The organism is Pseudoalteromonas sp. NS-SX12 (assembly GCF_057367955.1).
Map to the genome: position 1 here is coordinate 418186 of NZ_CM170635.1, position 17611 is coordinate 435796.

Here is a 17611-nt window from a genome sequence, read left to right on the forward strand (position 1 = left end):
GCAGTTCATATTTATGTGCTGAGTAATGAGCATCGCGTTTACAGTAGATGCCTTGTGCAGGTGTCACCTACTGTAAACCCCGATTACAATTAATGAGGCTTAATAAATTCGCCCGCTAGCGCGCCGGTAAACGTGCCCGCTTTAATCACATGCTGGCCATTTATAAACACATCGTTAAATCCACTGGTCAATACATTCCATTGTTTAAAGCTGGCATTGACCGTTACATCTTTAGGATCAAACACAATCAAATCAGCGGATAGCCCGTGTTTTATTGCACCTCGATCTGAAATATTGAGTGCATGTGCTGTGGCCGTTGTACTTTGATAAATAAACGTTTCTAAACTAAGTACCTGCTGCTCAAGCACATACGTGGTTAGTTTTTTCGCAAAACTCGCATATTTACGTGGGTGACCATTACTTCCATCTGATGATGTGACAACCCACGGCTTAACCATAAAGTGATTAACATCCTGTTCCGACATATTAAACGATGCAACTTTCACAACAGGACCTTGTGCCAACTCAATCACGGTATCTGCAGGCGTAAGTGAACGGTCTTTTGCAACCTCAGCGAGGGTTTTACCAGTAATCCCCTTTTGCTCTGTGACGGTAATAAGCAAGCGTTCAGCCCCACCACGGCGACGGATATTTTCACTTATTTCAGTAAAAATTTGTTGATATAAACGTTTATCTTTTAAGCGCTTAATAGTGGCTTTTTTACCCCCTTCGCGCACCCAGCTTGGTACAACAGCGCCACTGATTGAGGTTCCTGATGCAAGCCAAGGATATTGATCGGCTGTTATCTTTATGCCACGTTGCTGCGCCGCTTCAATAAGTGCAATCGCATCATTTGCTTGTCCCCATACATCAACGCCGAGCGCTTTAATATGACCAAGATGCAATGGCATCTTGGCTTGCTCCGCTACATGAATTGCTTCTTTTACCGCGTTTAAAAAGCCAATATTAAAAGTACTTTCGTCTCGTAAATGCGTTTCATAAATGCCTTGGTAATTAGCAGCGACTTTAGCAAGTGTTACCACTTCTTCTGTCGTTGCAAACGTGCCCGGTAAATAATAAAGCCCTGTTGATAAACCTAATGCGCCAGCTTGCATATTGCGCTCAACAAGGGCTTTCATTTTATTCATTTCTCGCGTACTAGGTTGACGGTCTTCTTTTCCCATTACCGCATTGCGCACTGTATTATGGCCGATAAAAAATGCGACATTTGTACCAATACCGTGCGATAACAGCTGCTTTGTAGTTTTAGCAATTGAGAGCGGACTTTTGCCATCGTTACCATTAATTACTGTGGTGACACCTTGCGTGAGGTAGTTCAAATTAGCGCTCGTTTTTTCGTTTTTCAGTTCAGACAAGCTGTGCGTATGTGGGTCAATAAAGCCTGGACTAATCACTTTACTACCGTAATCAATATAATTTACATCTAAAGAACGGTATTTAAAGCGTTGGCCGATATCACATATTGTTTTTCCACAAATTGAGATATCAAGGGCTTCAAAGGATTTTTTATCGCTATTGAATACGCGTTCGCTACTGATCACATAATCAATTTGTGGCTTGGCAAACACACTAAGACTCAACACACTCAATGTTAATAGTAGATACTTCATGGTGTTTCCTATTTTGCTGTTTTGGACTGATTAAGTAAGGTTTCACTCAAGGTGTTCGCTGCCGAAATTGCCACTTGCTTAATCACCTTACGATTGGTGTTATCACCCATTTCGTATGTAATGGCGTGCACACCATAGGTATCTGATAACCACTGTTTAAATACGCCGCGCCCTGGGTTATGTCCTGGCTTATCAAGCACAGTGAAATTTGGTTCAGCAAGCGCTAAGCGTTCAAGCCAATTAACGGTGGTATCGTCAGGTGTTAAGCCTTTGCCTTGCGGCATAGTGTAAAACACATCGTGGTGTGTTGAGTGAAAATCAACACCGTAGGTTATCTTGCCGCCACGTTTAACTATCGTATCTAAATATTGCTTAATTGCCGCGGTTTCAGGTTGCTTAAAGTGTTTCCAATCGCGGTTGAGGTCAACCCCGTTAACATTGTGTCGCCAATGACCAAGTGCTACACCATCAGGGTTAATATTTGGTACAAACACAATATTGTAGTGTTGCCTAAAAGTTGAATTTTCTAGCAGGGTTTCACTAAATGGGAAATACGCTAAAGCACCGGTAATTTCTGGTGGGTGCTGGCGTCCTATCACCAATAAATATTTGTCGCTTTGCCCTTTACTCAATAGCGCTGTAATGGCGCGTCCTTGAACCGATTGGCCAAGAGAAACTGAGGTTAATTCAAACCGCGTTTTAATGTTTTGCATCCAATTTTCATACGCGTGATTAGACACAATTTCTTGTCCTGCAACCAACAATGGCGTGTCGCCAAGTGTCACTTGGAACACTAAATCACCGTTTTTAATACGGTACGGTAGCGCGGTCCAATTTACACCATCGACACTAGCCTTGGGATGATAACGATGTTTACCACCATAGTACTTCACCCTAACGGTCACTTCGCTTGCGGTTTTTGCCTCTAACTTAAACGCGTACCAAGGGCTGTCATTAATCGGTTTATTTTCCGGTTTAATGCTAATTGAGACATGGTTGCCATTGATTTTGCAATCATTCACTCGTGCACTTTCAAAATCAGTCGTTAACAACAGTGACTCACTTTGACAGCTTGCTTTACCATCAAAATTAACGCTTGCGTGTAACGTGCAGCAAATGAATAAAAGCGATGCAGATAAGAGGTGTTTATGAAATAACATAATGTGCCTTAAGAATACGAGAAATAGCGGCATTGTTTATGCCGCTGGTTGCTTACATCACGTTTCAGAATTAAAACGATTTGCTGATATCAAAATAGAAATAACGGCCTCGGTTAGAATGCACACTTGAGAAGTAACCAAAGCTTTCATCCGCAATCGGTGGCTTCTCGTCAGCAATGTTACGAACGCCAACACGTATACGCGTTTTAGATAACCAACCTGCGTCTTTAAAACGATAGTCGCCGTATAAATTTATGGTCGTAAAACTATCTATTGGCAAAGGCTCACCATCTGATGTGGTAATGCTAGTATCGTAAAAATCACTTACATAGTTTGCAGTGGTACCAACTGACCACTGGTCGCGCTTAAAACGCATTGACGCATATGCGCGCCACTCAGGTCGGCCATTTTGCTGGATTAAATCGCCAGCGCCCGTAATCACAATAGATTCTGGTACGGCTGGATCGCCAGCTTGCTGCGCCGCTAGCACTTGCGCTGTAATGTCATCAGGTTGTTGTTCGAAACGAATTAAGCGCGCTGCGTTCACCTTAAAATCAAAATTACCAAAGTCGGTTTTTAGGTCATAAAAAACACTAAAATCAACGCCTTCAATTTCTCTTGGGCTTAAGTTGTCATATTGATTATTAACATGGATCACTTCATTGTCATCACCGCGAATAACATTTGCATTACTGCCACCTTGCGAGCGCAATAATGAATCATAGAGTAAGTGCGTTTGACTGTTTAAAATACCTACCACACCATCTTGTTCGATATTCCACCAGTCGGCAGTCACAGTGATGTTATCAAATGGCATAAGTACTAAACCAAACGATGTATTAGTATCGTCCTCAGGTTTTAAGTTTTTGTTACCACCGCGAATTTCTGTTATGCCATAAGAACTGTCGGTAATCGGGTCGTAGCGCGTATTTGAACGTGAAATTCCTTGTTCAACAACCTGTGGTAAGTTTGGCGCTCTAAACCCTTCGGCATAGGCGGCACGTACCTGTAACCAATCGCTTGGCATCCAGCTCAATGCCACTTTAGGTTTGGTCACTGATCCCACATCAGAAAAGTTTTCATAACGCGCAGCAAGTTGAAGCTCTAAATTTTTGGCAAACGCTCTATCCATTAATAATGGTGCTACAAATTCAACATAGGCTGAAAACACATTGCGTGAGCCATTTGAGTCTGGGGTATTGCTAGAGCCTAACACACCACTTTCAGACAACATTTCGCCGCTATTTTTATCAAAAAACGCTTTACTACCATCTAACAAGGGGTCACGATCATCTGAATAGGTTTCACGGCGAAATTCTACACCACTGGCCATTCCCACTTCGCCATCGCCTAATTCAAATAGCGCAGCGTTTGAAACTTTAAAGTCCATAAGTGCCAGAGATGTTTTACTTTCTCGGTCAATATTTACTAAAAACTGATCAATCACAGCTTGTGAATTAGGTGTTGCATCACCTGAGTTTAAGTTTGCTGGGTCTGCACCATTAAAAATGTTATATGCTGTCGCTGCATCTGTACTATTTACCGCGTCAAAAAAGGCATTCGCATCAATACGGTTGTAAGTTTTATCATGGGTTTTCGCTTCGCTGTACAGTACCGCACTTTCCCAATCCCAATCCTGATAATAACCAGACAAACCTGTTAACACCCGAAAGCTTGTATCTTTAACCTGAATGTCTCGCAATCCTGTATCAACTGGGCGGTAACGGCGCATTGTCACTGTTTCACCGAACGGGTTGTAATACGCATCAGGGCTGATAGTAAAGCGTTGTGCGGTTAAATTGCCAGCTTGTTCACGCCAGCGCTGAGTTTCTGCATGGTAATAAATGGCTTCGCCAAATAATGTGATGTCGTTATCCAAGTCGTGATTTAAATAGCCGTAAAAGTTTGCACGTTGCACGTCAGAGGTCATGCTTTGCTCAAGTGCACGATCATAACGCATGTCGCGCGACAAACTGCCCTTATCAGCACATAAACCGTCACCTAACTCAACAACACAGCCTGACATTGTATTTGGTTGAATATGAAATGTTTTTAGCGTATCTGTTGAAAATTCGCCCCAAGGTGATGAGGTTGAACGATTATCAAGTTGCGTATCGCCAATATAATCTTCAGGTAACCCTGCGTATTCTCTGCGGTCTTGCGAAGCCGCATAATCTCTGTCCGACGCGGGCATGCCTTTTCTGTCATATAGGCTTAAGCTCATTGTTAGGTGGGTTTTGTCATCATTAAACGATAACCCTGTTGCACCAGAGATACTTGTTTGACTAAGCTCTGTACCTTGTGACGTACCGTGGTTTACACTGATACGTGAGCCTTCATAATCATCTTTTAATACATAGTTCACAACACCCGCCACGGCATCTGAGCCATAAATTGCCGCAGCACCATCACGTAAAACTTCAACACGCTTTAAACCACTTACCGGTAAGGTGTTTGCATTAACCGTTGACACTGGAACAAAGTTTTCAGTTTGCGTGCCTGGGTGTAACACTAAACGACGACCATTTAATAAGGTAAGTGTATTACCAGTACCTAAGCCACGTAAGTTAATTGACGATACATCGCCACGTGCATCGTTTACACCACCAATAGCACGTTCGTTATTAAACGCCATTTCACCGATTTGTGGAATTGAACGTAACAACTCTTCACCGGTTGCCGCCCCTGTTGCTGCGATATCGTCACTGCTCATTACTGTAATCGGTAAGGTATCTGTCACTTGAGCACGTTTGATATTTGACCCAAGTACTTCGACACGTTCTATTTCAGTGTCTTTTGTCGTTTGCTCATTTGCGTTTGCTGTTATGCTGGTTATCACAGCCAGTGCCATTGCACTTAGCTGAAATCTGGTTTTGCCCGTGTTGTTCATAATGAATTACCATTTATTGTTATAGTGACGCTACCAAACAGGGTTAGCTGTTCATTTCTGAATAACAAAAGTTACAGATGGGCTTCAAAATAACAACTTATAGTTTTTTACCACCCCATAACCTAAAGTTATGCATACCGATTATTTCGTCACTACCAGGGGGGATTTCACCTTTGTTAATATGACGTTACATCTTTCTCACAGAAACTCGTTTTATTGCATAAAATAATATACAAATATAATAAATCGATACGTTGAGTAGACTTTTGGTTTACAACGAGTCCAATTTAGCGACTTGCTAAGCATTAAATTCAGCATTAAAAGAACGAGAACACTATGCGATTAAGACACATTGAAGTATTTCACGCCATATACACAACTGGTTCAATCACCAATGCGGCGCAGTTTCTTCATGTTTCTCAACCATCAGTGAGTAAGGTGTTGGCTCATGCCGAACAACAATTAGGTTTTGCACTATTTGAACGGGTAAAAGGACGCCTTATCCCCACTTCGCAAGCAGAAGCCTTGTTTAGCGAAGTCGACAAGGTATACAAGCAGATCCGCGGGGTTAGAAATACCGCAGAAAATATCAAGAAAAGCAGCTCTGGGCACATTAATATTGGCTTTACTCCAGCGCTTGGTTTTGATCTTATTCCTCTTGTAATTAGCGAATTTAAAAAGCGCTACCCAGGAGTACATATAAACTTGCAAACATTACATAACGAAGATGTACAACAAGCATTGATGGAACATAAACTCGATTTAGCTATTATGTTTTCTCCGCCACCGATAGCCAACATCAGCGCAATTCCACTTTGTAAAAGCGAGATGGTAATGGTTGCACCCAAACCAATTTTGCCGTCGCAGCAAACTGATATCGAAACCAGTGAGCTGGCAAAGCATGAACTAATCGGCATTTGGGATAGCGGACCGCTCGGTGACTTATTATGGAATCGCTTATCCGAAAATGAAGTCAGTGTGTCAAGTTCGATTCAAGTACAAACCTATTTCATTGCGTCGCGTTTAGTGGCGCAAAATATTGGCGTATGTGTGGTAGATGAATTTACTGCGCGAGGTAATTTAACAAATGATACCGACTACGCAGGATTCAAACCTAAGCTGGAATTTGATGTACAAGCGCTTCATTTAAGTGATAAACCTTTATCGGTTAACTGCCAGGCATTTATCGATATTTTAATGAAACAGGTTTAGTTAACACATTCAAAAATAATACCTATAACCTTTAGTTATAGGCCTAAAAAGGCTTGGAAATAGGCAAGGTTTGTACATTCACTTAGTGTAGAGGTATCAACATTAAGAACAACGAGACCCACTATGCTACAAGCCCCTTATTTAGTTTTCCTTGGCGATGCCACCGATCCACTTTCCATCAAAATGGCCAAAGGCGTAGCCACATGGAAGCCAGAGTTATGCGTTGGTCAATATCGTTTAGATGGCTGTTCTGAAAGTGCTAACTTACCCGATATGAGCATTGCCGAAGCTGCTGAAAAAGGAGCGAAAACCTTTGTACTAGGGTTTGCCAATTCTGGCGGTAAAATTGATGTAAGCTGGCTGCCCTATATAAAAGAAGCAATTGAAAATGGCATGGATATTGTCAGCGGCCTTCACGATAAACTCACTGATTTTCATGAGCTTGTAGCGCTAAGTTCACAACATCACTGCAAATTAATCGACATTCGCCACCCAACTGAAAAGTTCGCTACAGGTACTGGCTATAAACGCAGCGGTAAACGCCTATTGACCGTTGGTACTGACTGTTCGGTTGGCAAAATGTATACTTCGTTAGCCCTTGAGAGTGCAATGCGTGAAAACGGCATAAATGTGGATTTTCGCGCAACAGGCCAATGCGGCGTACTAATTGCGGGCAAAGGCCTTGCAATTGACTGTGTAGTGGCAGATTTTATTAGCGGTGCAGCGGAAACATTATCACCCAATAATACTGCTGATCACTGGGATATAATCGAAGGCCAAGGTTCGTTATCGCATCCCGCCTTTGCAGGTGTCAGCCTTGGATTATTGCACGGTTCACAACCGGATGCGCTGGTTATTTGTCATGCGCTTGGACGCAGTTCAATGCGCGGGCTAACAGATCGCCCTTTACCTACTTTAAAGCACACAATCGAACTTAATCTTGCGGCAGCCAGTATCACTAATCCAGCGGTTAAAGTTGCTGGTATTACAATTAATACATCCTCGGTAAGTGAACAACAAGCCAATGAAATCTGCCGTAATTTAAGTCAAGAGCTGGGACTGCCCGTGGTTGATCCATTACGTCATGGCGTACAATCAATTGTGGACAATTTATAATGGCTATTTCGATATCATTACATCAACAATCTTGGCCCTTAGCACAGCCGTTTCGTATTTCACGCGGGGTTAAAAGCCATGCACAAACGATTCTTGTGACTATTTCAGACGGCGAATTTCAAGGCATTGGCGAAGCTGTGCCCTATGCTCGCTATGGTGAAACCTGTGCATCAGTAGCTGCACAAATCGAAGCGCTGGGCTGTGAATTTTCATCGGAAGCTGCGCTCCAGCACGCAATCAGTGAATTAAAAGCAGGCGCTGCTCGTAACGCGCTTGATTGCGCACTTTGGGACTTTAACGCGAAGTCACAATCACAAAGTGTTAGCAAAATGCTGAAAATACCATTACGCCCCTTAACGACAGCTCAAACAATTAGTTTAGACAGTACACAAAATATGGCTGTTGCGGCAAAAGCATTAGCCAATGCACCGCTCATTAAGGTCAAACTTGATGCCGATTCGGTGCTAGATAAAATGAAAGCAATTCACGTAGCAGCGCCACACAGCAAGTTTATTGTTGATGCGAATGAAGCATGGAATTTCGATTTATTAAAAGCCGTATTGCCTACGCTGAAACAGTACAATGTTGCATTGATAGAACAACCCCTGCCAGCCGGTAATGATCAGGCGCTCACTCAGTTAACGCCTTGCGTTCCAATCTGTGCCGACGAATCATGCCATACACGACACCAATTAGCAGAGCTTAAAAACCGCTATCAGGCAATCAATATTAAGCTTGATAAAACTGGCGGTCTAACCGAGGCACTAGCTTTATTAAACGAAGCAAAACAACACGGCTTTATTATTATGACCGGCTGTATGGTAGCGAGTTCGTTAGCGATGGCACCCGCCTTTCTAATTGCACAGCACGCTGATTTTGTTGATTTAGATGGACCTTTGCTCCTTAGCAGCGATATTGTATGTGGCTTTGAGTTTCATGGTACACAAATGTCTCAACCCACCCCCTTTATTTGGGGGGAAGCAAAAGCACACTCAAGCAAAATAGCGGGGCTTTAGTATGAGCAAGCGTGACTTTTATACGACATTTGCCGAAGCCAAGCACGCAGCACACACTTTTAACTTTACCAGTGCTATCGACTATCGCTATCGGCGTTGCCAATGTGATAGTCGTTTACATTCTAATCCGCAGTCCTATTACAAAAATGAGTGGCAAGGCTGGCATGATTTTTTAAACACAGCCCCTGCCACAGAAAGACTTTACAAAGATTACTCCAGTGCAAAACGCGTTGCTGCAAACGCAAATTTTAAAAATGCCCGTGCATATAAGCTATTTTGTAAATCAGTTGACGAGCGCCTGCCCAAAGTACCCGAACAGTTTTACGCAGAGCAATGGCAAGGTTGGTCGCACTTTCTCGGCATTAAAAGAAAGACCTATTACCAAGACTACAAAGAAGCCCAGCAAGCTGCAAAAGCGCTCGGTATTTCAAGTTCGCTTGCTTATTTTGCAACGCGTAAAGAACATGACGAAAAGCTGCCTCCTAACCCAATTAAACATTATGTGAATGACTGGATATCTTGGTATGACTTTTTAGGCACTAAACGTGAAGACAATAAGCTTTACAGCGAATACAACACCGCCAAATCGGTTGCGAAACAATTTAAATTTACCTCAGCCAGTGATTATCAAAAGCGCGCGAAACGTTGTGACATTCGTCTACCCTGTAAACCGCGCGAAAAGTACAAAAACGACTGGATTAGTTGGCGTGATTTTTTAGGATTATGCGATTGTAACCAACACACACTACCTTCGTTTTCAACACTTAAAACGATGGTGCGCGAACAGCAATTTCGCAGTATTAATGATTATGTTACCAAGCGCCATTTCATTGCAGATAACCTGCCGATTTTACCTAACGAAGTATATGATGAGTGGCAAGGCTGGCGAGATTTCTTAGGTGCGAGTTACCGCACCAATCCGTATTTTCCTACGCTGATTCATAATATGCGCTAGTTAGACGCAAGTAACTGACGAGCGGGTTGATTGTAACTAAGCGTTATGACATTTGATGCCAAATCATACGATGACAGGTATTTCGCTATGCTCGTAAACGTGGTGGTATAAATTTTCGTACCATGATCATCGGTCGACACTCCATCCATAAATAAGTTTCCCATTGCCAACTTTGCACGGTTTACTCTAATACGCTGCGGCTTAAAATACGCTTTGGTGTTCGCTTTTAATTGCTGTTTATCTGTAGTTTGATAAATCGCTGAGTTAATCAGATCTAATAAATGCTCGTTGCAATTTTGATATTTTGTTGTGTAAGGGTTTGATATAAGTGAGTAATTGCTATTGTGCAAAGTAACATTATTACCGTTAATAACGGCTTCAATTAGTCGAGATTGTAGGTCGCTGTCAGGAATAATAATACCCGCAGTAAGCTCTGGCACACCCCAAAAAAAATCCACAGGATAATCTGTCACTAAACTGCTTTTGTCTTTATCTTTTAGCTCTTGATACAAGTTATAAATAGCATACCCTTTTGCTGTGTCGCCGTTATCAAGGGCAATTTCAGAATAAATCGCTAATGCCGAATGGGTGAAATTGACACCTTTTGGTAAATCTTTTTTCGCTTGCCCCATGCGCGCAATAATAAATGCACGCGCACCTTTTTTAGCGGCATAGTGCTCAACTTGTTTAGCAAACGCGGTTACATCCTCAACCGGAAACGTTTGCTTTTGTTGTTGCTGGCTGCCTGCAATGGCAGCCTTCGATAACAACAAGCAACTAAATAATGCATATGTCCATTTCATAATGTTTCTCCCTTAATGCTATTTAACCCGGAAATAAGTAACAGGAGCTGCTAGAAACTCATTTGTTACTCCGAATTCAGATTACTTAATTACTGCTTACACTTTTTCTTCATTGCATGTGCAGGTGAACGGTCTACTGTGATAGTCACCTCGGTAATTTCAAGCGGTGAATCTGGTTTTTTGCTAAGTGATTTTGCAGTGCGCATTGCTTTATCGCCCGCAGCCATACTCGCCATGCCAACACTGCCAGCAGCAATTAAAGGTACCGCGACTACACCGCTAGCAACTTGTGCTGAGCCTTTTGCTGAATGGACCGTTGCTAGCGATGAATGCTTGCTCGCCTCACTAAAATTATCTGATGCTGCATTTGCGTGATACGGCATTGCTGCGAAAAGTACTGAACTGATTACAATTGATTTAATAAACTTCATGTTAATTCCTCTTGGGTGGTTCCGTTTACGTTTTTTAAATTAGGAGAAAGGATTATCTCTGTAAACCAAAATGGTTGAAGTATGAGATTTAAAGACTTAAAGTATCAAAAAATAATACCAAGGATGATTATGAGCCAAATTAAAAGCGTCACCTTAACGCTTAAACAATTGCTTAAACAACATAAACTCACCTACCGCGATGTTGCAGCGCATCTAGATTTAAGTGAAGCAAATGTAAAGCGTGTTTTTGCTAGTAATAACTTTTCGCTAACGCGGCTTGAACAAATTTGCCAACTGCTCAATATTAGCCTTACTGATTTGTTTTCATTAACTGAGAAACAACAAAGCCAATTATCACAATTAAACTTAGAGCAAGAACAACAGCTGGTTGACGACCCTAAACTGTTACTTGTTGCGGTATGTATTCGCGATGGCTGGCAATTTGATGAAATTATTGACCAATACGACATAGATCAATTCGAAGCGATCCGTTTGATGGCTAAGCTAGACAAACTCAAAATTATTCAGCTATTGCCCAATAATCATTACAAATCGCTTATCGCACAAGATTTTCGTTGGCAAAAAAATGGACCATTAGAGCGCTTTATGGAAAACGAAGTCATGACTAAGTTTATGGCTAACAAATTCGATAACATTGATGCATCTCGCTTCTATTTACGTGGTCGTTATTCACAAACTTCCATCGATTACATTAAGAAGAAACTAGAACAGCTGACTAAAGAAGCCGCACAACTCAATATTGAAGATGCTGATCTTGCCCTTGATAAACGCAAACACATGGGCATATTATTTGCGATGCGGCCATGGGAGCCATCGTTATTCGAACAGTTTAGACGCACAAAAAGTTAGTTTAGTAGCACAAATTAATACCAGAAAGCGTAAAATAAGCAACTTTCAAATATAAAGTTTACTTATTTGTAATTATCCCGATACTTGTATGTAACTTAATTGACAAGCATGGAAAAATATTATGGATAATTTAAAACCAACCAGCGCATTTAAATTAAGCGCTATCGCAAGTTTAGTGATTGGCATGGGCGCGTATTTAATTGGCTTATACAATGCAACCTTACTGTTGAACGAGAAAGGTTATTACCTAATTATTTTGCTTTACAGTTTATTTGCAGCAGTGTCGTTACAAAAAGTGGTACGTGATAAACAACAAGGTTTACCTATATCAAAGCCGTACACAATGATTTGCTGGGTATCACTGGCAATTGCTATTGCATTACTTGCGATTGGCCTGTTTAACGCCGATATGTTACTCAGTGAAAAGGGCTTTTTTGCCATGGCGTATACCTTATCACTGTTTTCAGCCATCACGGTACAAAAGAATATTCGCGATATGTTAGCGTTCAAACAGGATGAAGATGCCCCTGCATCGCCAGAAATAATTGAATAATAGTAATTAAAAAGGGAAGCTCGCTTCCCTTTTTTTACATTTGTAACCACGTAATTACAACAATCACCAATAACTACAGGCTTACACTTTTCATTACTCTACACTAGCGCGAAATCTTACTATAAAGAGTAACGTCCGTGCTTATTAGAAAAACACTTATCGCATCATCACTAATGATGGTGTGTGCAAATGCCACCGCTGGCGCTTTTCAACTCAATGAACACAGTGCATCAGGTTTAGGCCGAGCCTTCGCAGGTGACGCTGCGATTGCCGATGATGCCAGTATTGTTGCGCGTAACCCTGCAGGTATGAGCAAAATTAAAGACGCACAAATCAGTGGTGTTGTGTCATACATTGCGCCCGATGTGTCGGTATCTGGGTTAAGTGCCTCAAACGGCAGTGATATCACAAGCTTAAATGACAACAGCATCGCGCCTTCAGCTGTCATTCCAGCAGGATATTTTGTGTTACCAATCGACGAGCGTTTAACGCTTGGTGGTGGTGCATTTTCAAACTATGGTTTAAGCACCAAGCTAAATGACGATTACAACGCGGGTCAACTCGCCGGCGAAACATCACTTACCACGGTTAATTTTAATCTAAGTGCTGCATACAAGGTAACAGAGCAACTGAGCGTAGGCGCAGGTTTAAATTTAGTCTATGCCGACGCAAACTTAGTTAGACACTTTGGTGAAACAGCATTTAACCTACCAAATGAGTTAGAAGCAGCAAACTTAGAAGGTGATGATATTGCATTTGGTTGGAATATCGGTGCATTGTACGAAGTAAACCATGACCACCGTTTTGGCCTAAGCTACCGCTCTCAAGTAGAGCTCGACCTAGAAGGTGATTACTCTAATCAACTACCGACCATGATTGGCGGTTTACAAGGTAAGGTATTACCAGGCGAACTTGCCATCACCTTACCTGATATTGCTGAGTTTTCGGGTTATCACGCTTTAACTCCGGCATTGGCTATTCATTACAGCGTGCAATGGACCGACTGGAGTGATTTCCAAGAGTTGGCCGCTTATGTTGAAGGCAAAGAAGACGCAGTATTTACCAAAACTGAAGATTTCAGCGATGCATATCGTGTATCGCTCGGTGCGAGTTATCAGCTTACACCGACAGTAATGATCCGTGCAGGTATCGCCAATGACGCGACACCGACTAACTCGGCGCACAAGTCAATTTCAATTCCAGATAGCGACCGAATTTGGTACAGCACCGGCTTAAACTATTCGCCTAACAAACAGCATAAAATTGATTTTGCAGTCACCTTCATTGACGGTGAGTCGGTTAGTTTTGAAGAACGTGATGATTTAGGCCAAACTTGGGGTTTTGAATCGCACGGCGACGCCAGTTTAGCTGCAGTGCAATACAGCTACACATTCTAATCGTAAAAAAGAGGCATTTGCCTCTTTTTTTAGCGTTGTTTTATCACAAGCCCTGCAGTCTTTTTCAATGGCTGTTCAAAGCCAATATAGGTTGCATGGCCCGCCCCATTATGAAAATGTGCTTGCTGTTGTTTTGGCAGAAAAGGGGTTCGCCACTCGATAAAGGCTATATCGTCTATAAACACCTCTCCACTGTGCTCAAACTCAAACAACACGCGAATACTGCGATACCCTACTCTTGGCGTATTAAATTCACTGGCTATTTCTTGCCAATTTCCATTAAGCTCAATGCTATCTATTCGATGTTTTTTACCATTTTTTAGTGAGTCGAGTAATTTACCTCGCGTTTTACGCCCCTGCCAATAAACATTAACCCTACCTTTACCTTTCACCATTGCACTGACGGTTGCTGGGTTTCCTGCTCGGTAAACACGCGTAAAGTTAGTCATTGCCAGTTGCGACTGCCCATTGTCACCTTGGCTTTTTAGCGCATAATCGCCACTGAAAGCCTGTTTATCACTGATCTGGAACGAACTTTGGTCCAAATTAAATCCACGATCATGAGAATAATATGCCATGTGGGTTTCTAAATTCGCGTTGTTTATCAAATTTATCCCTAATCGATAGCGGTTTTTTTCACTCGTTTTAACGGCCGTAACATGTCCTTCGCTTGCACGATAAGGCAAGGCTAAAACACGTTTATTTTGTGCCGAAAGTGTAATTTCAAATTCTTTCGCCACTTTTGTGTTTGGTAATATAACGCCATGGCCGGCATTTCGTGCAAAATGGGTATTGCGTTTACTGGTTAGCTCATCAAGACGTGTCAAAATACGTGTACGATGACTGCCTGTTGCCGGCGTTGGCACATAGCCCTGTAGATAAACCGGCACAACTTCAGCACGATAGAAGCGCTCGCCATCCATCCAAACGTACAACATAAATGAGTGATTTGTAGCGTAAAAAAACTGATCAAAAATAAAGTTGCCCATTGAATACGCAATCAGCTTTCCGTTATACACTTCAAAACCCTGCGCAACGTGCGGATGGTGTGCAATTGCCAGATCTGCGCCGGCGTCAATTGCCGCCTTTAAGCGTGTCTCGGTCATCATTGAAGGTTCATCTTGGTATTCCAGACTGCCATGATATTGCGCAACCGTTACACGATTATCTGCCACTTCGCGTTTCACTGTAGCAACAATATTGTCATAAGAGCCATAGGCTGCCCCGCCCTTTACCTTTGCTGCTGTTTGACTAGGCTGTGCACTGCCTTCCCATCCAACATAACCAAGCATTGCGTACTGATTACCTTGAATAGATGTACGATACGCTTTGAGCGCTTCGGCTTCATTAACGCCTGCGCCTGAATACGGCATTTGGTAATAATTCAGCGCTTCTAGGGTGGATTTTAGACCTGAATCTAAGTAATCGTAAGTATGGTTGTTTCCAAGAGTGACGTAATCAACACCCGCATCTTTAAGTGCGCTAATCGTCTCTGGTGGTGAGAAAAACGTCACCGATTTAGGCGCACGTTGCGTTGGTGTTTTATCCGCTATTTGGCTTTCTAAATTAACCGCTGCAAAGTCGGCTTTTTTAATGTAAGGCGCCATATACTGAACAATTGCTTTGGTATCAGTGGCGATCGTTTCATCGTGAATGAGAGTAGGATTATCAAAATACGGTTTGGCATAACGCCTGCCCATCATTACGTCGCCGCCAAACGCTAACAGAACCCGCTCTTTTTTCTTAGCAACTAAGGTGATTTTGCCTAAATCAACATTGCCTGTATGGCTGTTTTCAAGTTCGAAGTGCGAATAGCTAAAGCGCATACTATAAAAATTAGAAGCACTAATATCGAGCGCATATATGGTATGTTTTGACAGCTCTAATGAAAAGTTACCTTCACTTGAAGTAACAACGGATGTGTCGCCAATTTTTATATGTGCATTGGCAATTGGTTTATTGCTATCTGTAACAACCTTGCCCGACAACATCATTAAGCTCTCTGCTTTGCTCACGAGCGGCAAGAGTAAACAGACTGTAAGCGCTATTCGTAAAATCATTTTTTTAAGTTTGTTTTTTTGGTTATGAAGCAATACGCTAACACGGAAAACACACCAGCAACAGTGACAGAATAAAGGGTGTGCATAACCTGAGGTTATAGCCCTGTATGGAGTTAAAGTATAGTGTCAAAAACACTTTGCTACTTGATGCGCTCATCCATCACAACAAACCCACTCACGGTAGTATTAGCAAAATAGAAACCATTACTAAACAACTAGACTTTATGCTCTAAATCTGTGATGGTGATAGATGGTAGTAAAAATAATATATGCTTATGCACACTGAAGTACCTAATTCAATTCCTCGCACAAACAGCCAACTTGGTCGTTTTATCGGACGCAACTTTCTTAAGTTATTTGGTTGGCGTGTCTCTGGGGCATTCCCGGATCAGTCAAAATTTGTTGCGGCTGTGGCACCTCATACATCAAATTGGGACTTTATAATCGCAATCGCCGTTAAGCTTTCGTTGGGTATCGAGATTAAGTTTCTTGGTAAACACACCATATTTTTCTGGCCGCTGGGTGTTTTACTTAAAAAGTGGGGTGGCATTGCCGTTGAGCGCTCTTCTAAGCACGGTTTGGTTGCGCAGGTTGCCGATGTATTTCAACAACAAGACAAACTTATTCTAGGCATTGCACCAGAAGGCACACGAAAGCACACCGATGAATGGAAGACGGGCTTTTTACACATAGCCTATGCTGCTAATGTTCCTGTTGTGCCTATGGCACTCGATTTTCGCACCAAAGAATTTATTGTAATGCCACCGGTTACACTAAGCGGTGATATCGAAGCTGACTTAGCACTTATCAAACAACAATTTCCAAAGGCGATGGCCAAGTATCCAAGCAATGTATCAGGTTAATTAATACACTGTGTTACGTGTGCAAGCGCAACAAAATTGAACTTACTGTGCGCTGAAAACGCTCTAAAATAATAAGGATTGGCACTTAACTTGCTCATATTTTGTTCCACACAATACGTATGAAAGGAACTCAATCATGAATGTATACAGCGCAAGTAACCTCAGTGCGGTTAACAAACCTCAATCGTTGCGGGTGACACACGCAGATCAGACGCCTCAAGATACAGTGAACAAAAGTGTCAGTGATTCGGTGTCAATCAGTGAACAAGCCCATAAAATGAATGAAAACTGGCAAACCATTGCCTCTCAGTACGATTTACACAGTATCTATGGCGATGAAATTCGCAGCCTATCTAAAGAGTTATTTGAAGGTGGATTTATTGGCCGCGGTGAAATGATGGCGATTGGTGCCCCTACTTCAATGAATGAATTACCAAATCAAAAACATGACTTGCTCAATGATATGAAACACACCTACAAGCTAAGCACATCATTTGGCGGGCAAAACAGTGGGTCGAATGAGGTTTATCTAAATGCCATAGACGTACTGACGCGGCTAGAACAAACGCGCAGCCAATAACCTGTTACTGACTTCATCTATTCGCGATGTAGTATTCGAACTAACGCGAACAGAAACAAAAAAGCCGCGATTTC

The 17611-nt window shown here is 42.1% G+C and carries 15 protein-coding genes; 9 read left to right on the forward strand and 6 right to left on the reverse strand.

Translation table 11 applies throughout. From position 1 onward, the window contains the following. Positions 1-89: 89 nt before the first annotated feature. The 3 genes from AC2IOM_RS16115 to AC2IOM_RS16125 form a co-directional block, all read right to left on the reverse strand. Positions 90-1631, reverse strand: a complete 1542-nt coding sequence (locus tag AC2IOM_RS16115) for an N-acyl-D-amino-acid deacylase family protein (RefSeq protein ID WP_486360413.1) — start codon at positions 1629-1631, stop codon at positions 90-92. A gap of 8 nt (positions 1632-1639) precedes the next feature. Further along, positions 1640-2791 carry a M14 family metallopeptidase gene (locus AC2IOM_RS16120; protein ID WP_486360414.1) on the reverse strand — a complete coding sequence of 384 codons (1152 nt, stop codon included), beginning with the start codon at positions 2789-2791 and terminating at the stop codon, positions 1640-1642. 70 nt (positions 2792-2861) lie between these two features. Then, complete coding sequence (locus tag AC2IOM_RS16125) at positions 2862-5681, reverse strand: TonB-dependent receptor domain-containing protein (RefSeq protein ID WP_486360415.1); 2820 nt, start codon at positions 5679-5681, stop codon at positions 2862-2864. Between the two features lie 336 nt (positions 5682-6017). Between AC2IOM_RS16125 and AC2IOM_RS16130 the strand changes: the two genes are divergently transcribed. From AC2IOM_RS16130 to AC2IOM_RS16145, 4 genes are all read left to right on the forward strand, one after another. Continuing rightward, positions 6018-6893: a LysR family transcriptional regulator gene (locus AC2IOM_RS16130; RefSeq protein ID WP_010558919.1), complete on the forward strand. Its 876-nt coding sequence runs from the start codon at positions 6018-6020 to the stop codon at positions 6891-6893. Positions 6894-7016: 123 nt separating this feature from the next. After that, positions 7017-8009: an N-acetyltransferase DgcN gene (gene dgcN / locus AC2IOM_RS16135; RefSeq protein ID WP_486360416.1), complete on the forward strand. Its 993-nt coding sequence runs from the start codon at positions 7017-7019 to the stop codon at positions 8007-8009. Beyond that, the gene (gene dgcA, locus AC2IOM_RS16140) at positions 8009-9025 is read left to right on the forward strand and encodes an N-acetyl-D-Glu racemase DgcA (protein WP_486360417.1); all 1017 of its coding nucleotides are present in this window, start codon (positions 8009-8011) and stop codon (positions 9023-9025) included. The genes dgcN and dgcA overlap by 1 nt, the downstream gene beginning before the upstream one ends. 1 nt (position 9026) lies before the next feature. Beyond that, a complete protein-coding gene (locus AC2IOM_RS16145; RefSeq protein ID WP_486360418.1) occupies positions 9027-9980 on the forward strand; it encodes an integrase repeat-containing protein in 954 nt (317 codons plus the stop codon). Here AC2IOM_RS16145 and AC2IOM_RS16150 read toward each other — a convergent pair. Then, positions 9977-10783, reverse strand: coding sequence for a DUF2145 domain-containing protein (locus AC2IOM_RS16150; protein ID WP_486360419.1), 807 nt, complete (start codon positions 10781-10783; stop codon positions 9977-9979). The two genes, AC2IOM_RS16145 and AC2IOM_RS16150, sit on opposite strands and share 4 nt — an antisense overlap. An 89-nt stretch (positions 10784-10872) precedes the next feature. Beyond that, positions 10873-11214, reverse strand: a complete 342-nt coding sequence (locus AC2IOM_RS16155) for a hypothetical protein (RefSeq protein ID WP_486360420.1) — start codon at positions 11212-11214, stop codon at positions 10873-10875. A gap of 129 nt (positions 11215-11343) precedes the next feature. On the opposite strand from AC2IOM_RS16155, the gene AC2IOM_RS16160 reads away from it, so the two are divergent. From AC2IOM_RS16160 to AC2IOM_RS16170, 3 genes are all read left to right on the forward strand, one after another. After that, positions 11344-12084 carry a helix-turn-helix domain-containing protein gene (locus AC2IOM_RS16160; protein WP_138633706.1) on the forward strand — a complete coding sequence of 247 codons (741 nt, stop codon included), beginning with the start codon at positions 11344-11346 and terminating at the stop codon, positions 12082-12084. Between the two features lie 121 nt (positions 12085-12205). Continuing rightward, the gene (yiaA, locus tag AC2IOM_RS16165) at positions 12206-12637 is read left to right on the forward strand and encodes an inner membrane protein YiaA (RefSeq protein ID WP_010558912.1); all 432 of its coding nucleotides are present in this window, start codon (positions 12206-12208) and stop codon (positions 12635-12637) included. 137 nt (positions 12638-12774) lie between these two features. After that, on the forward strand, positions 12775-14034 hold the full coding sequence (locus AC2IOM_RS16170) for an outer membrane protein transport protein (RefSeq protein ID WP_486360421.1): 1260 nt from the start codon (positions 12775-12777) through the stop codon (positions 14032-14034). A 29-nt stretch (positions 14035-14063) separates the two neighbouring features. On the opposite strand, the gene AC2IOM_RS16175 is transcribed toward AC2IOM_RS16170, so the two are convergent. Further along, positions 14064-16094 carry a CapA family protein gene (locus AC2IOM_RS16175; RefSeq protein ID WP_486360422.1) on the reverse strand — a complete coding sequence of 677 codons (2031 nt, stop codon included), beginning with the start codon at positions 16092-16094 and terminating at the stop codon, positions 14064-14066. Between the two features lie 269 nt (positions 16095-16363). On the opposite strand from AC2IOM_RS16175, the gene AC2IOM_RS16180 reads away from it, so the two are divergent. Together AC2IOM_RS16180 and AC2IOM_RS16185 are read left to right on the forward strand one after the other, a co-directional pair. After that, entirely contained in the window at positions 16364-16957 is a 594-nt protein-coding gene (locus AC2IOM_RS16180; protein ID WP_100915413.1) for a lysophospholipid acyltransferase family protein, read from the forward strand. A 136-nt stretch (positions 16958-17093) separates the two neighbouring features. Then, positions 17094-17537, forward strand: a complete 444-nt coding sequence (locus AC2IOM_RS16185; RefSeq protein WP_486360423.1) for a hypothetical protein — start codon at positions 17094-17096, stop codon at positions 17535-17537. The last annotated feature ends 74 nt before the right edge of the window (positions 17538-17611 follow it).

What these genes read in the sequence shown, in the direction of transcription:
- AC2IOM_RS16125 (WP_486360415.1), bottom strand. Translation starts at nt 5,681, where the DNA reads ATGAACAACACGGGCAAAACCAGATTTCAGCTAAGTGCAATGGCACTG.
- dgcN (WP_486360416.1), top strand. Translation starts at nt 7,017, where the DNA reads ATGCTACAAGCCCCTTATTTAGTTTTCCTTGGCGATGCCACCGATCCA.
- AC2IOM_RS16130 (WP_010558919.1), top strand. Translation starts at nt 6,018, where the DNA reads ATGCGATTAAGACACATTGAAGTATTTCACGCCATATACACAACTGGT.
- AC2IOM_RS16145 (WP_486360418.1), top strand. Translation starts at nt 9,027, where the DNA reads ATGAGCAAGCGTGACTTTTATACGACATTTGCCGAAGCCAAGCACGCA.
- dgcA (WP_486360417.1), top strand. Translation starts at nt 8,009, where the DNA reads ATGGCTATTTCGATATCATTACATCAACAATCTTGGCCCTTAGCACAG.
- AC2IOM_RS16180 (WP_100915413.1), top strand. Translation starts at nt 16,364, where the DNA reads ATGCTTATGCACACTGAAGTACCTAATTCAATTCCTCGCACAAACAGC.
- AC2IOM_RS16185 (WP_486360423.1), top strand. Translation starts at nt 17,094, where the DNA reads ATGAATGTATACAGCGCAAGTAACCTCAGTGCGGTTAACAAACCTCAA.
- AC2IOM_RS16150 (WP_486360419.1), bottom strand. Translation starts at nt 10,783, where the DNA reads ATGAAATGGACATATGCATTATTTAGTTGCTTGTTGTTATCGAAGGCT.
- AC2IOM_RS16160 (WP_138633706.1), top strand. Translation starts at nt 11,344, where the DNA reads ATGAGCCAAATTAAAAGCGTCACCTTAACGCTTAAACAATTGCTTAAA.
- AC2IOM_RS16120 (WP_486360414.1), bottom strand. Translation starts at nt 2,791, where the DNA reads ATGTTATTTCATAAACACCTCTTATCTGCATCGCTTTTATTCATTTGC.
- AC2IOM_RS16155 (WP_486360420.1), bottom strand. Translation starts at nt 11,214, where the DNA reads ATGAAGTTTATTAAATCAATTGTAATCAGTTCAGTACTTTTCGCAGCA.
- AC2IOM_RS16115 (WP_486360413.1), bottom strand. Translation starts at nt 1,631, where the DNA reads ATGAAGTATCTACTATTAACATTGAGTGTGTTGAGTCTTAGTGTGTTT.
- yiaA (WP_010558912.1), top strand. Translation starts at nt 12,206, where the DNA reads ATGGATAATTTAAAACCAACCAGCGCATTTAAATTAAGCGCTATCGCA.
- AC2IOM_RS16175 (WP_486360422.1), bottom strand. Translation starts at nt 16,094, where the DNA reads ATGATTTTACGAATAGCGCTTACAGTCTGTTTACTCTTGCCGCTCGTG.